At 67.2% G+C, this 15,917-nt stretch carries 9 protein-coding genes; all 9 read left to right on the forward strand.

What is annotated here, in order from left to right:
• Positions 1–326: 326 nt before the first annotated feature.
• A complete protein-coding gene (locus tag A5789_RS00130; RefSeq protein ID WP_036525379.1) occupies positions 327–1,256 on the forward strand; it encodes an alpha/beta hydrolase family protein in 930 nt (309 codons plus the stop codon).
• Between the two features lie 233 nt (positions 1,257–1,489).
• Positions 1,490–3,298: an alpha/beta hydrolase-fold protein gene (locus A5789_RS00135; protein WP_064903478.1), complete on the forward strand. Its 1,809-nt coding sequence runs from the start codon at positions 1,490–1,492 to the stop codon at positions 3,296–3,298.
• 133 nt (positions 3,299–3,431) lie between these two features.
• A complete protein-coding gene (locus tag A5789_RS00140; RefSeq protein WP_181065262.1) occupies positions 3,432–3,980 on the forward strand; it encodes a DUF732 domain-containing protein in 549 nt (182 codons plus the stop codon).
• Entirely contained in the window at positions 3,977–4,969 is a 993-nt protein-coding gene (locus A5789_RS00145) for a cutinase family protein (protein WP_064903476.1), read from the forward strand. Before A5789_RS00140 ends, A5789_RS00145 begins: the two co-directional genes overlap by 4 nt.
• Positions 4,970–5,107: 138 nt before the next feature.
• Positions 5,108–6,142: an LLM class F420-dependent oxidoreductase gene (locus A5789_RS00150; protein WP_030516807.1), complete on the forward strand. Its 1,035-nt coding sequence runs from the start codon at positions 5,108–5,110 to the stop codon at positions 6,140–6,142.
• Between the two features lie 242 nt (positions 6,143–6,384).
• Positions 6,385–8,307 (forward strand): long-chain-fatty-acid--AMP ligase FadD32, encoded by a 1,923-nt coding sequence (gene fadD32 / locus A5789_RS00155; protein WP_193615461.1) that lies wholly within the window; start codon positions 6,385–6,387, stop codon positions 8,305–8,307.
• 375 nt (positions 8,308–8,682) lie between these two features.
• Positions 8,683–13,875, forward strand: coding sequence for a polyketide synthase Pks13 (gene pks13, locus A5789_RS00160; RefSeq protein ID WP_227462720.1), 5,193 nt, complete (start codon positions 8,683–8,685; stop codon positions 13,873–13,875).
• Positions 13,872–15,416, forward strand: a complete 1,545-nt coding sequence (locus A5789_RS00165) for an acyl-CoA carboxylase subunit beta (protein ID WP_030516810.1) — start codon at positions 13,872–13,874, stop codon at positions 15,414–15,416. Before pks13 ends, A5789_RS00165 begins: the two co-directional genes overlap by 4 nt.
• A gap of 156 nt (positions 15,417–15,572) precedes the next feature.
• Positions 15,573–15,773: a DUF5988 family protein gene (locus A5789_RS00170; RefSeq protein ID WP_036497026.1), complete on the forward strand. Its 201-nt coding sequence runs from the start codon at positions 15,573–15,575 to the stop codon at positions 15,771–15,773.
• Positions 15,774–15,917 lie beyond the last annotated feature (144 nt).

Genomic DNA, 15,917 nt, shown 5'->3' on the forward strand with positions numbered 1-15,917 from the left:
TTTCAGCCACCCGGCGGGGTCCGTGTTGCTAACGATTGGGCGGTCGAATATCGTCCAGCGAGCGCAAGTGTGACCGTTCGTAGCCGCGGCGTCGCTCATGTCGAAAGGTCGGGTTCGACGTGGGTGCAGATCATGCCGTCGCTGACGGAAGTGGTCGTGGCGCGGCGACAACAGCAGACAGCAGCAGAAAGAGAGCAGTATCCATGCGTTTCGGCAGGTCGGCCGCGCCGGTTTCGCATTCGGCGCTCGCGCCGGAGTCAGCCCCCAGAGGGCGGCGAGGCGCTCAGCGTGGTTGGCGCACACGACTTCTCGCTGCGGGTGCCGCGATGGCACTCCCGATTGCGGCGGGCATCATGGCCCCGGCCGCCATCGCCGCTCCCGTTCACGCACCCGTGCACCAGACGCCCGCGGGCGGCTACGACGAACTGATGGTTCCGTCGAGCATGGGCCCCATCAAGGTGCAGGTGCAGTGGGCGCGCAACGGCGGTAACGCGGCGCTGCTGCTGCTGGACGGCCTGCGTGCGCGCGACGACCGCAACGCCTGGTCGTTCGAGACCAACGCGCAGCAGATGTTCGGCAACGACAACGTCACCCTGGTGATGCCGGTGGGGGGCCAGTCCAGCTGGTACGCCGACTGGCAGGGCCCGAGCAACACCAACGGCCAGAAGTTCACCTACAAGTGGGAAACGTTCCTCACCAAGGAACTTCCGGACTTCCTCAGCAACTACGGGGTTTCGCGTACCAACTACGCGGTCGCCGGTCTGTCGATGAGTGGTCCGGCGGCGCTGCGCCTGGCGGCGTTCCACCGGGACCAGTTCAAGTACGCGGCCTCGTTCTCCGGTCCGCTGAACTGGAACGCCCCCGGTATGCGCGAGGCGATTCGCGTGATGATGCTCGACGCCGGCCGCTTCAATGTCGACTCGATGGCCGCGCCGTGGAGCCCGCAGTGGCTGCGTTCGGACCCGATGGTGTTCGCGCCGCAGCTGCGCGGTCTGCCGATGTACATCTCGGCCGCCAGTGGTCTGCCCGGTCAGTACGACCACCCGAACGGCCTTGTCGGTGCGTTCAATACCGGTAACGCCATGGGCATCGAGCTGATCTCGATGGTCAGCACCCACTCGTTCAAGGCTCGCCTGGACTCGCTGGGCATTCCGGCCGCCTACGACTTCCCGCCCACGGGCACCCACGCCTGGCTCTACTGGCAGGACGAGCTGGCCAAGGCTCGCACGGGCATTCTGGCCGCACTGAACGCCTGATCAAGGGCCGTAACAACAACTGAACCCGGCGCCGCGCAGATCAGATCTGCGCGGCGCCGGCATGTTGCGGGCGGGCGCCGGTTGCGTTGTGCGCTGCGATTTCTCAGGTTTGCTGTCCGCGCGTCCTACCGCCTCCAGCCGTCCGGGCGCGGTACAACACTCCTGTGGCAGGTGTGGCATCTGGTAGACGGGGGACGGTTCGTCGCGGCCGCTGGGCCCGTCGACGACTCGCGATGCTGGCCGCTGCCGTGGTCGTGCCGATCGCCTCCGGAATCAGCGTCGCACCGCTGCCGGCATTCGCCGAACCCGCCGCGGTGCCCGCACCGGCCGGGGCGACGATCGAGAAGGTCGTCTGGCTGACCGATCGGCGCGTCGCGCTGTGGGTGAATTCGCCGTCCATGGGTTCACCCGTCCAGGTGCAACTACTGCTGGCCCGCGACTGGAATTCCCGCCCGGACGCGCGATTTCCGCTGCTGTTCATGCTCGACGGCCTGCGCGCTGAGGACGACGAGAGCGGCTGGACCAAGGATGCCGGGGCCGTCGACTTCTACGCCGACAAGAACGTCACCGTGGTACTGCCCATCGGCGGCCAGTCGAGCTTCTATTCCGACTGGGTGCAGCAGGACAACGGCAAGAACTACAAGTGGGAAACCTTCCTGACCAAGGAATTGCCGCCCCTGCTGGAGAACCAGTGGCGCGCCACCGACGCCCATGGCGTCGAGGGGCTTTCGATGGGCGGTACGGCCGCGATGTTCCTGGCCGGCCGCAATCCCGGCTGGGTGAAGTACGCGGCATCGTATTCGGGCTTCCTGACCACCACGAGTGTCGGTATGCCACAGGCGATCATGTTCGCGATGCGCGACGCCGGCGGATTCGACGCCAACGCCATGTGGGGCCCGCCGACGAATGCCGAGTGGTCCGAACACGATCCGTATCAGCTGGCGCCGAAGCTCAAGGGCATCAGCCTGTACGTTTCCGCCGGCAGCGGCACCACCGGCGCCTACGACAAGCCTTCCGACATCCCGGGCATCAGCACCAATTACGCCGGGATGGGCCTGGAAATGCTGTCCCGGCTGACCAGTCAGAACTTCGTCGACAAGCTGAACAAGCTGTCGATTCCGGTCCAGGCCAATTACCGCCCCTCCGGCACACATTCGTGGCCGTACTGGGATTTCGAGATGCGTCAGTCCTGGCCCCAGGCCGCGGCCGCGCTCGGCGTGGAGGCCGACAAACCCGCCTGCGCGGTGAACGGCGCGGTCGCCGCGGCCGTGCAGATCGACAAGTGGCTGGGTGACTGCGTCACCGGCGAATACCAGGTGACCAACGGCAGCGCGCAGGACTTCAAGGGCGGCCGGATGTTCTGGTCGCAGGCCACCGGCGCGCATGCGGTCGCGGGAGCGATCGGCGGGACCTACCAGGCGACGGCCGGACCGGGCGGCCCGCTGGGCTTGCCCACCGCCGCCGAACAGCCACTGCCGGACGGTCAGGGCCGCTTCCAGACCTTCCAGGGCGGTTCGGTCTATTGGACGCCGCAGACCGGCGCCCAGGTGATCCGCGGGGCGATTCTCGCCGAATGGGAGCGGCAGGGCTTCGAACGTGGCCCCGCCGGCTATCCGACCGGGCCGGAGGCCAAAACGCCGAACAAGGACGGCGTGGTGCAGGGCTTCCAGGGCGGTCCGATGTACTTCAGCGACAAGACCGGGGCGCACCGGGTGCAGGGCCTGATCCTCGGTAAGTACGCGCAGATGGGCTTCGAGAACAGCTGGCTCGGTTTCCCGGCCGCCGAGGAACAGCCGACCAAGGATCTGGGCCGCTACAGCAAGTTCGAGGGCGGCAACATCTACTGGAGTCCGCTCTCGGGGGCATGGGCCGTGCGCAACGGCCCGATCATGGACGCATGGGGGCAGCAGGGCTTCGAGAACGGCAAGCTCGGCTACCCCATCAGCGACGAGTTCCCGGTTCCCGGGGGCGTGCAGCAGAATTTCCAGACCGGATTCGTCGTCGTGCGCGACGGCAAACCGCCCGAGGTACACGGAGCCTAGGGCGATAAATCACCTTTAAGTGGTTGATGAGGGTTCCGGCCATGGGATCCCTGTCCGCGCCGGTTGCCGTTAACCTGGAGCGCGACCTGCTAGGAGTTCTAGCCCTCAGCGAACTAGATCGAGGACACGATTCATGCTTCGGACCCGTCCGGTCGGAGAACGGTACATCGCCGGTGGCAAGGTCGCCGGCATCATGGTCGCGCTGGCGGCCACGGGATTACTGGCCGCCTGCGGCGGTAACGATTCCACGGCGTCGAGCACGCCCACGTTGAAGCCGTCCACCACGACCGCCACGGTCGCGCCCGCGCAGAGTGCGCCGAACAGCGCGCCGGCGGCGCCCGAGCCGACCCAGGAACAGGCCCCGGCCACCAGCAGCGCGAACGAGCGTCCGGAGCCGGCGCAGCCGAACTCGGGTGACAACACGCAGCTGTCGGCGAAGGATCAGGCCTATCTGGACGAGTTGAAGAAGCGCGGGGTGAATCCGTCCAGCCCGGACATCGCGATCACCGCGGCCAACTACGTCTGCCAGAGCAAGGCGAGCGGCGCCTCCGATCAGGAGGTCAAGACGTTCGTGAACGCGATGGCGGGCACCGACCCGTCCTTCGATCCGCAGAAGATGTCGGTTGAACAGGCGGGCCAGATCTACATCGACGTCGCGACCCAGTCCTACTGCAACAAGTGAACGCGCGACGACGTTCCGGATACGCCGCGGGCGGTCCCGGCCGCAACCGGCGGCCGGGCTGTCTGCTGTTCGTGCTGATCGCGGTCCTGGTGGCGATCGTGGCGCTGGTGTTGTGGTTCGTGCTCGCGGGTCGGCTGCACGTCCCGAAGCCGGGACCGCCGAAGCCCGGTAAGCCCAGCAGCCAGCCGGCCTCCTGCCCGGATGTGCAGTTACTGGCGATTCCCGGCACCTGGGAGTCGAACAGCAACGACGACCCGCACGATCCGACGGCCAATCCGGCGTCGTTGATGCTGCATGTGACCAATCCGGTGCGCCAGCAGTTCCCGGAGTCCCGGCTCGACGTCTACACCGTCCCCTACGTCGCGCAATTCTCCAATCCGATCGCGCTTCCGCCGGACGGTCAATCGTCCTACAACAACAGCCGGTCCGAGGGCACGCAGCGTGCGCTGGCGGAACTCACCGATATGTCGAAGAACTGCCCGCTCACCAACTATGTGATCGCCGGATTCTCGCAGGGCGCCGTGATCGCGGGTGATATCGCGGCACAGATCGGCGCCGGGCAGGGACCGGTCGCCGCCGACCAGGTTCTCGGTGTGACGCTGATCGCCGACGGCCGTCGCGTGAACGGGCCCGGACAGGCCGGTGAGATCGGGGTCTCCCCGCCGGGTGTGGGCGCGGAGGTCGCGCTGAAGGGCCTGTCGGTTCCGGGCATCACCATGACGGGGCCACGTGCCGGTTTCGGTTCGCTGTCCGGGCGCACGAACACCATCTGCGCGCCCGGGGATCTGATCTGCGACGCCCCGCAGCAGGCGTTGAATCCGGTGAATATCGTGCCCAGCCTGATGACCCTGGTCCATGCCGTGGGCAATCCGGTGCACAGCCTCTACAACACCTTCCAGGTGGACGATCAGGGCACCACGGCCACTCAATGGGCGGCCGCCTGGGCCGAGGGGCTGATCAAGGACGCGCCCCACCCGGCGCACGGCTGACGACCAGCGGTGACCGCGGTCGCCGGAGCTCCCGGGAAAAAAGTAAACCCGAGGGTCACTCAGATTTTGGTGAAGGCTGTAAAGTGCAGCGATGATCGCGCCACAGCGCACATCCGCACAGCCAGGAGCAGAGAGTTCATGACAGAAGCCGCCGCCGCCGGCGCGACCAGCGGTGTCGAGATGACAGCGCTGGGTGTTCCGGCGCGCGCGTTCCGATTCGCTGCTGCCGGTGAAGGAAATCAGCAGGAGGGCGGTGCGCGGAAATTCGTCAAGCTCGCCCAGCAGGCCGAGGAATACGGATACGACTCCTTCGCGATTCCGGACCACCTCGGCCCCCAGGTCGGGCCGATCGCCGCGCTCGGCGCGCTGGCCGTGGCCACCGACCGCATCCGGATCGGAACCTCGGTGCTGGCCAACGGTTTCCGGCATCCGGTGGTGCTGGCCAAGGATGCCGCGACCATCGACGTGCTCTCGCGCGGGCGGCTGGAACTCGGCGTCGGCGCGGGCTGGATCAAGAGCGAATTCGAAGCCGCCGGCCTTCCCTACGAATCGCCGGGCGTGCGGTTGGAGAAGCTGGACGAGGCGCTGACCATTCTCGATGTGCTCCTGCGCGGGCAGGAATGCCATTTCGAGGGCAAGCACTATCAGGTGCGCGGCATCAAGGGCACGCCGCGGCCGCGGCAGGGCCCGCGCCCGCCGCTGGTGACCGGCGGTGGCGGCCCCAAGATGCTGCGGCTGGCCGCCAAGCACGCCGACATCATCTCGGTCGTGCCGCGCACGACCAAGACCGGTAAGGGCCTGCTGTCGGGAATCACCCTCGAGAAGACCATCGAGAAGGTGAATCTCATCAAGGAGGCCGCCGGGGACCGGTTCCCCGACATCGAACTCAACTGGACCATCACCGCCGTCGTGATCACCGACGATCGCGAGCGCACGGCCGAGATGGCGTTGGCCGCCCTTGACAAGGGTTTGCACCCGGATCTCGAGGTCGATGTCCAGCTGTCGGTGGAAGACATCCTGAATTCGCCCTATGTGGCCATCGGCACATTCGAGGAGATCGCCGAGCAGATCCGTAACGTGCGGCGATTGACATCGATGTCCTATGTCGGAGTGTTTCCGACCCAGATGGATGCTTTCGCACCGGTGATCCCCTTGCTGCGAGAGGAGCCGTAGCGAGTCGCCACCGTGCAAGCCGGGGAATCGTTCGGCTCGCTCCGGAGACCGCTTCGGGGCCTGCTCTGTAACATGTCCCTGGCTCGAGTACATCTAGCCGATAGGTGGTCACCGCGCAGACCACCGGAAAAAGCTGCAGGCATGCTCTCGCACCACAGAGCGCCCGCGGGTGAAAGAGAGTCGGGGCCTCACAGGTAACAGCGGCCATGTCGCCGTGCTGCGTGTGCCTCGGAGGAGAAGGAATGACGGACGAGACTTTCGACGACTACCTGGACGAAACCGGGAACATCGCAATTCCCGAGGGCCGCACCCTGGTCGATTACGTCGAGAAGCACACCCGCAACGATGCGAACGATCTTGCGTATCGCTATATCGACTACTCCCGCGAGCGCGACGGGGAGTATCAGGACCTGACCTGGAAGGAATTCGGCGTCCGGCTGCGCGCGGTGGCCGCTCGCCTGCAACAGGTGACCAAACCCGGCGACCGGGTGGCGATCCTGGCGCCGCAGGGCCTGGACTATGTGATCTCCTTCTTCGCCGCCATCTACGCCGGCACCATCGCGGTGCCGCTGTTCGATCCGGACGAGCCGGGCCACACCGACCGCCTGCACGCCGTACTGGGCGACTGCAAGCCGTCGGCGATTCTGACGGCCAGCTCCTCGGCCGCCGGCGTGCGCCAGTTCTTCCGGCCGCTGCCGGCCGCGCAGCGTCCGCGCATCATCGCCGTCGACGCGGTGCCCGACACTCTCGGCGAGTCCTGGGTGCGGCCGAATCTGGCCGTCGACGACATCGCCTACCTGCAGTACACCTCGGGTTCGACCCGGACCCCGGCCGGCGTGGAGATCACCCACCGCGCGGTCGGCACCAACCTGCTGCAGATGGTTCACGCCATCAATCTGGACTGGAACTCGCGCGGTGTCACCTGGCTGCCGCTGTACCACGACATGGGCCTGCTGTGCGTGATCCTGCCGGCGATCGGCGGTAAGTACATCACCATCATGTCGCCGAGCGCCTTCGTCCGGCGCCCGGGTCGCTGGATCTCCGAGCTCGCCGCGGTATCCGACGGTGCCGGCACCTTCGCCGCCGCGCCGAACTTCGCCTTCGAGCACGCCGCGGCGCGCGGTCTGCCGAAGAACGGCGAAACGCTGGATCTGTCGAACGTGATCGGCCTGATCAACGGCAGTGAGCCGGTGACCACCTCGTCGATGAAGAAGTTCAACGAGGCCTTCGCCCCCTACGGGCTGCCCAAGACCGCGATCAAGCCCTGCTACGGCATGGCCGAGGCGACTCTGTTCGTCTCCGCGACGCGGGCCGAGGACGAGGCCAAGGTCATCTACGTCGACCGCAACGAACTCAACGCCGGCCGCGTGGCGAAGGTCGACCAGGGCGCGCCGAACGCGATCGCGCAGGTGAGCTGTGGCTACATCGCGCTGTCGCAGTGGGCCGCGATCGTCGACCCCGAATCCATCGACAGCCCCGAGGGCGCGCAGGAGCTGCCCGAGGGCCGCGTCGGCGAAATCTGGTTGCACGGCAACAACATCGGCATCGGTTACTGGGGTCGCGAGGAGGAAACTCGCAAGACCTTCAAGAACCTGCTGACCAACCGCCAGGCCGAGGGCTCGCACGCCGCCGGCACCCCCGACGACGCGATCTGGCTGCGCACCGGCGACTACGGCGTCTACGTCGACGGCGAGCTGTACATCACCGGCCGCGTCAAGGACCTGGTGATCGTCGACGGCCGCAACCATTACCCGCAGGATCTGGAGTTCTCCGCGCAGGAGGCCAGCAAGATGCTGCGCCCGGGCTTCATCGCGGCGTTCTCGGTGCCGGCCAACCAGCTGCCGGCCGAGGTCTTCGCCTCGGACAGCCACGCCGGTCTCAAGTACGACGCCGACGATGCCTCCGAGCAGCTGGTGATCGTGGCCGAGCGGGGCCCGGGCGCGCACAAGGCCGACCCGCAGCCGATCGCCGACGCGGTGCGCGGTGCGCTGTCGCAGCGTCACGGCGTGACCGTGCGTGACGTGCTGCTGGTGCCCGCCGGTTCGATTCCGCGTACCTCGAGCGGCAAGCTGGCACGCCGGGCGTGCCGGGCCGCGTATCTGGAGGGCACCCTGCGCGGCGGCTATCAGCAGCAGGCCTTCCCCGACGCACCGGACGAAGAGTAAGTCGTGTTCCCGGTGAATTCCCACCGTTCCGAGATCGGGGTTTCTCGTCGCCCCGGCCGGTCCGTTGGTCGCTGTGACGTGCCCGTTCGACGGGCCGGCCGGCAGCCCGCAGCGGTGTGGAATTCGCCGGGGGACGCGATCTGCCGGCGGGTTGTCCACAACCCGCGACTTATCCACATGACGGCGAATCGGCTGTCAATCCCCGCCCGCGCAACATTCGCACACAGGTAGCTTGAGGAATTGATGGCTGACAACGAGGGCACCCAGACGACGGCAACCACCGGCGACGCGAACGCCGAGGTGGAGCAGCAGACCACTGCGACCGAACAGAGTGTGACCGAACCGGGCGGCGCGGCGAAATCCGGCGGCACCGATATGTCGGTGGCCGAGCTGCGCGAGTGGCTGCAGCGCTGGGTCGCCGACGCCACCGGCCAGCCCGTGGAGCAGATCACGGTCGACCGGCCGATGGAGGAATTCGGCCTCGCCTCCCGTGACGCGATCGCCCTGGGCGGTGATATCGAAGAGCTCACCGGCGTCCTGCTGAACGCGACGATCGTGTATCAGCACCCGACGATCGCGGCGCTCGCCGAGCGGATCATCAACGGTGAGCCGGAGGCGCCGGAGGAGGCAGCCGACGACTCCTTCTACACCGCCGGATACCAGCCGGGGGCGGCGCACGATATCGCCATCGTCGGTCTGTCCACGCGATTGCCCGGAGCAGGCGATACGCCGGAGTCGACCTGGGATTTCCTGATCAACCGGGGCGACGGCATCCGGGAGCTGCCCGAGGGCCGCTGGTCCGAATTCCTGGCCGATCCGGATATCGCTGCGGCCGTCGAGAACGGCAATACCCTCGGCGGCTATCTCGACCAGGATGTGATCAAGGGCTTCGACGCGGAGTTCTTCGCGATGTCGCCGGTCGAGGTCGAGCGCGTCGATCCGCAGCAGCGGCTCATGATGGAGCTGACGTGGGAAGCGTTGGAACACGCGCGAATTCCGGCGAATACCCTCAAGGGTGAATCGGTCGGCGTGTTCATCGGCACCTCGACCAACGATTTCTCGTTGATCGCCGCACTGGGGCTGGGCAAGTCGGACGCCGACGCTCCGGCCTCGGCCGATGCCTACGCCCTCACGGGCGGCTCCACCGCGATCGTCGCCAACCGGGTGTCGTACTTCTACGATTTCCGCGGTCCTTCGGTAGCCGTGGACACCGCGTGCTCCTCGACCCTGGTAGCGGTGCACGACGCGGTGCGTGCCCTGCGCAACGGCGACGCCGACGTGGCGCTGGCCGGTGGTGTGAACATGCTGCTGGCCCCCGCGATCACGCTCGGATTCGACTCCATCGGCGCGGTCGCGAAAGACGGCCACATCAAAGCGTTTTCCTCCGATGCCGACGGCATGGTCCGCAGTGAGGGCGCCGGCATGGTGGTGCTCAAGCGCCTGGCCGACGCCGAACGCGACGGAGACCGAATTCTCGCGGTGGTGAAGGGCACTGCCGTCAACTCCGACGGCCGTTCCAACGGCATCGTCGCCCCGAATCCGGATGCCCAGGTCGATGTCCTGCGCCGCGCGTACCGGGATGCCGGTATCGCGCCCTCGACCGTCGACTACATCGAGGCACACGGCACCGGTACCCCGATCGGTGATCCGATCGAGGCCGACGCGCTCGGCCGGGTGGTCGGCCGTGGGCGCGAAGACGACAAGCCGGCGCTGCTGGGTTCGGCGAAGACCAACTTCGGACATCTCGAATCCGGCGCCGGCGCCGCCGCCCTCGCCAAGGCGATTCTGGCGTTGCAGCACAACGTCATTCCGCCGAATATCGGCTATGCGGGGCCGAGCCCCTTCATTCCGTTCGATCAGGCACACCTGAAGGTCGTCGACGAGCCGACCGAATTCCCGCGCTACAGCGGTACCGCCACCATCGGTGTCTCCGGATTCGGATTCGGTGGCACCAACGCGCACGTGGTCATCCAGGAATACGTACCGGCCGCCGCCACCGAGGTGAAAGACGATGCGGCGCAGGGTACTTCGGCCGAAGCCGAGCTCGACGCCGAACTCGACAACGAGGCGACCGATGTGCTCGCCGGTGCCGAGGCCATCATCGAGGGCAACGATCCGCTGGCCGAACCCGAGCCCGTCGCCGAGGCTGCCGAGTGGACGCAGGAACGCACCGAGCCCCTGCCGGTGATCCTGCCGGTTTCGGCCTACCTGCCGTCGCGCCGTCGCCGGGCCGCGAGCGACCTCGCCGACTGGCTGGAATCCGAAGCGGGACAGGCGACTCCGCTCGAGGATGTGGCACGGTCGCTGGCCAAGCGCAACCACGGGCGTTCGCGCGGCGTGGTGCTGGCGAAGACGCACGAGGAGGCAGTGGCCGGCTTGCGCGCCATCGCCGCCGGTAAGCCGGGACCGGGTGTGTTCACCGCCGATTCCCCGGCCGCCCAGGGCCCGATGTGGGTGCTGGCCGGATTCGGCTCGCACCACCGGAAGATGGGTAAGCAGCTCTATCTGGAGAATTCGATCTTCGCCCGGACCGTGGACGAGGTCGACGAACTGGTTGTCGACGAGGCCGGATATTCGGTCAAGGAGATGATCCTCGACGACGCCCAGGACTGGGATGTGGGCACCTCGCAGGTGGGTGTGTTCACCATCCAGCTCGGTCTGGCCGCGCTGCTGCGTGCGCACGGCGCCGAACCGGCGGGCGTGGTGGGACATTCGCAGGGTGAGGCGGCCGGTGCCTACATCTCCGGTGGCCTCCCACTCGAGGACGCGGTGCGGGTGATCTGCGCACGCTCGCGGCTGATGGGCGAGGGCGAGCAGATGATCACCGACGACCAGGTGCGCAATATGGCCCTGGTCGAGTACAGCGCCGAAGATATCGAGAAGGTGCTGCCGGAGTATCCGGATCTCGAGGTGGCGGTGTACGCGGCGCCGACCAATACCGTGATCGGCGGGCCGCCCGACCAGGTGCACGCGATCGTGGCGCGCGCCGAGGCCGAGGGCAAATTCGCCCGGGTACTGCAGACGCGCGGCGCGGGACACACCTCGCAGATGGATCCGCTGCTGGGCGAGCTGGCCGCGGAGCTGGCCGGTATCGAGCCGACCAAGGTGACCACGGATCTCTACTCGACCGTGCACAAGGCGACCGTGTACAAGGCCGGTTCGGACCCGGTGCACGATGTCGATTACTGGGTGACCAATATGCGCGGCTCGGTGTACTTCACCAACGCGATCCGCCGCGCTGTCGACGCCGGCATCACCACCTACCTGGAACTGGCGCCGAATTCCGTTGCGCTCATGCAGGTCATGGGCACGACCTTCGCCGCCGGTGTGCACAACGCGGCCCTGATCCCCACGCTCAAGCGTAAGGAGGACGAGGCCGCGGGCGTCATCTCCGCGCTCGCCCAGCTGTATGTGCAGGGCCATCCGGTCGACCTGGTGTCGCTGCTGCCCGCCGGTGACTACGCCGACGTGCCGCGAACGGCCTTCCTGCGCAAGGAGTACTGGCCCAAGGTCAGCATCGCGACGGGTTCGGGCAGCGGTCGCGCACCCGGTGCGCACGTGGCGCTGCCCGACGGCCGCCACGCCTGGGAGGTCGCGGCCTCGGCGGTCACCGATCTGGCCGGTCTGGTGAATGCGGCTGCGGCGCAGGTGTTGTCGGAGGTGGCACTGGGTGCGACCGTCGCGCATTCCCCGCTGCCGGCGTCCGGCACCCTGACCACGACGCTCACCCCGCATCCGGGCGGAGCCTCGGTGCAGGTGCACGTCCGCGAGGGCAATGCGTTCCGGCTGCTGTTCGATGCGGTGGTCACCGCGAGCGCGCCGTCCGGCAACGGAACTCCGGCTCCCGCGGTCCAGCCCACTCCCGCTCCGGCCGAGACGGACAGCGGCACAGCCGATCTCGTCGTCGCGGAGAGCTTCGGCGAACGCTGGGATCCGAACGGTACGCAGACCGTCGAGGAGCGCCTGGCCACCATCGCCGCGGAATCCATGGGTTATGCCGTGGAGGATCTGCCGATGGAGATCCCGCTGATGGAGCTGGGGCTCGACTCGCTGATGGCGATGCGGATCAAGAACCGCGTCGAATACGAATTCGACATCCCGTCGCTGCAGGTCTCCGCGGTGCGCGATGCCAGCCTCAACGAGGTCGGCAAGGTGCTGCGCTACGCGATCGAGCACCGCGACCAGGTCGCGGCGATGGCGGAAAAGCAAGCCGCCGAGGGTGGTTCGCTCACCGTGGACGACAACTTCGTCGCCGCCGCGCGCGCAGCGATGGAGGCCGGGGAGGACCCGGCCGCGGCGGTGAAGCAGCAGGTGCAGGCCGCCGAGCCGAAGCCGGCCGAGACGGTTGCTCCCGCCGGCGACGCGGTCGATGCGAAGACCGGATCCGAGAACGGCACCGCTCCCGCGCAGGCGGCGGCAGTGTTCGGCGGCGGCCGAGACGCGGGCACCAAGGAACCGGAATCCGATGTGCCCCCGCGTGATGCGGCCGAGCGGTTGACCTTCGCGGCTTGGGCGATGGTGACCGGTAAGTCGGCCGGCGGCATCTTCAACACCCTGCCGATCCTCGACGAGGACACCGCGGAGAAGCTGGCCGCGCGGCTGTCGGATCGGGTCGGCGCGACGATCGACGTCGAGGATGTGCTCGATTGCGAAACCATCGAGCAACTGTCGGATATCGTCCGGGTACACCAGGACAACAGCGGTGACGTCGAAGGATTCGTACGGCCCCTGCGGCCGCGAGCCGAAGGCTCGAAAGCTGTGCCGGTCTTCGTATTCCATCCCTCCGGCGGTAATACGCTCGTTTACGAACCCCTGCTGAAGCGGCTGCCGGAGAGTACTCCGATGTACGGCTTCGAGCGGGTCGACGGTTCCATCGAGGAACGGGCGCGTCAGTACGTCACCAAGATTCGGGAAATCGAGCCCGCTGGCCCGTACGTGTTCTACGGGTGGTCACTGGGTGCGGTCCTGGCTTTGCAGGTGGCACAGATCCTTCGTTCGGAGGGTGCGGACGTCCGTCTGGTCGGCCTGATCGACTTGGCTCTGCCTACCCAGGATGAGGACAACAGTCCTCAGGGACGGCGCGGCCGCATCGAGCGTTTCCAAGCCTTTGCGCAGAAGACTTACGGCATTCAAGGCGAACTGGACGACGAGATGCTGCAGGAACTCGCGGAGGCGTCCGACGAGGAGCAGTTCAAAATCGTCACGGATTTGCTGAAATTCGCTGACGTGAAGATCCCGGGTGGTGTCATCGAACACCAGCGTTACTCGTGGATCGAAAGCCGTGAGTTGGAGAAGGCCCAGCCGTCTCACTACGAGGGCGATGTCGTTCTCTATCTGGCCGATCGGTATCACGACGGCATGATCGAGCTCGAGCCTCGTTTCGCCGAACGCAAGCCGAACGGCGGATGGGACGACTACATCCCCAACCTGGAAGTCATCCACATCCCGGGTGACCACCTCCAGATCATCGATGAACCGCGCGTCGCGCAGATCGGTGCCGACCTCACCCGGAAACTGGCCGCGATCAGCACCGAAGCCGACGATGCGCCCGGGAAGGGAGAGCAGTGAGTACGACCGCCGAGAGGCTTGCCGACCTGCGGAAGAAGCTGGAACTCGCGCAGGAGCCGGCCGGCGAAGCGGGGATTGCCAAGCGGGCCAAGAAAGGTATCCCCTCGCCGCGCGAGCGGATCAACATGCTGCTGGACCCGGGTACCTTCGTGGAAATCGGTGCGCTGGTTCGCAATCCGGCGGACAAGAACTCGCTGTACAGCGACGGTGTGGTCACCGGCCACGGGCTGGTGGAAGGTCGGCCGGTGGCGGTGTTCTCCCACGACCAGACCGTGTACGGCGGGACGGTCGGCGAGATGTTCGGCCGCAAGGTCGCCTCACTCATGCGCTTCGCCGCCAAGATGGGTTGCCCGCTGGTCGGCATCAACGACTCCGGCGGCGCGCGCGTGCAGGAGGCGGTAACCTCGCTGCGCTGGTACGGCGAGATGGCGATCGTTCAGGAATCGCTCTCGGGTGCGGTGCCGATGGTGTCGCTGATCCTCGGCAACTGTGCCGCCGGTGCGGTATATCAGCCGATCTGTACGGATGTCGTGATCGCCACCGCATCCGCGCACATGTTCGTCACCGGCCCACAGATCACTCGCGAGGCCACCGGTGAGGACGTAAGCGCCGACGAGCTGGGCGGCGCCTACAACCAGGCCGATTGGGGCAATATCCACCACGTCGCCAAGGATGAGAAGGCGGCGTTCGAGTGGGCGCGCGAATATCTGAGCTTCCTCCCGTCGAGCTGCCAGGAGGAGCCGCCGATCGTCAATCCGGGCCTCGAGCCCGAGATCACCGAAACCGATCTGGAACTCGACAGCTTCGTCCCCGACTCCGACAACGCCAGCTACGACATGCACGAGGTGCTGCTGCGGATCTTCGACGACGGCGGCTTCCACGAGGTCGGGTCCGATATGGCCCGCAACATCATCACCGGTTTCGCCCGGGTCGACGGCCGGTCGGTCGGCGTCGTCGCCAACCAGCCGATGTACCTGGCGGGTGCGCTCGACGCCAAGGCGTCCGACAAGGCCTCGCATTTCGTGCGGATGTGCGATGCGTTCGAAATTCCGCTGGTGCTGGTTGTGGACACGCCCGGCTTCATGCCCGGTTTGGAGCAGGAGAAGGCCGGCGTCATCAAGCGCGGCGGCCGCTTCTTGTTCTCCTTCGTGGAGGCGACGGTTCCGAAGGTCACCGTCGTGGTTCGCAAGGCCTACGGCGGCGGCTGGGCGGTCATGGGGTCCAAGGCCCTGGGCGCGGATGTGTACTTCGCCTGGCCCACCGCCCGGATCGCCGTGATGGGTGCGGAGCAGGCGGTCGGCCTGGTCGGCCGTCGCCAGCTCGAGGCGGCGCCGGAGGATCAGCGTGAGGCCATCCGCAAACAGATGATCGACTTCTACAACGCGACCGCGGCCACCCCGTGGCCCGCGGCCGAGCGCGGCTACATCGATGCGGTCATCGAACCCTCGGCGACCCGCCTGGAGATCCGCAAGGCGCTGACGCTGCTGCGGGACAAGCGCCTGCAGCGCAACCCGCGCAAACACCACCTGCTGCCGCTGTAGAGCGGCACATGAGCGCACAGCGCCGCCCGCACCGCACGAGCGGTCCGGGTGGCGCTGTCGCGGGTATGCCGGGGTAACGTCCGGTTGAACGCCGGGTAGCGCGTGTCTTTCGTGGAATCGCCCGGTCGGCGGGCCGCCATATGAGAGCCTTCAGCTATGGGTAGCTCACCGAAGGCTGTACTCGAAGGCGGGCCGGCCGACCTGCCGCACCGCATCGTTCCCATCACCCCACCCGGCATCGAATTACGCGTGCAGAACGCCGGTGGCTACGAACGTTTCAAATCCACACCACGCCGCCAGGACACTCCCGAAGGCAATCTCCCGGTCTACGAGTGGATCGAACACGTCGACGTGTAGGCCCCGGCCCGGCAATCCCACATCGCTGCATACGACGACGGCGGGGGGGGGGGGGGGGGTGTGGGGCGCCCGCCGGCGGGGGGGGCGGGCGGCGCAGCGACGCGCGACCGGGGGCGGCGGCGCGCGACGCGGCGCGGGGATGGT

This window comes from Nocardia sp. 852002-51101_SCH5132738 (assembly GCF_001665695.1).
Taxonomy (GTDB): Bacteria; Actinomycetota; Actinomycetes; order Mycobacteriales; family Mycobacteriaceae; genus Nocardia; species Nocardia nova.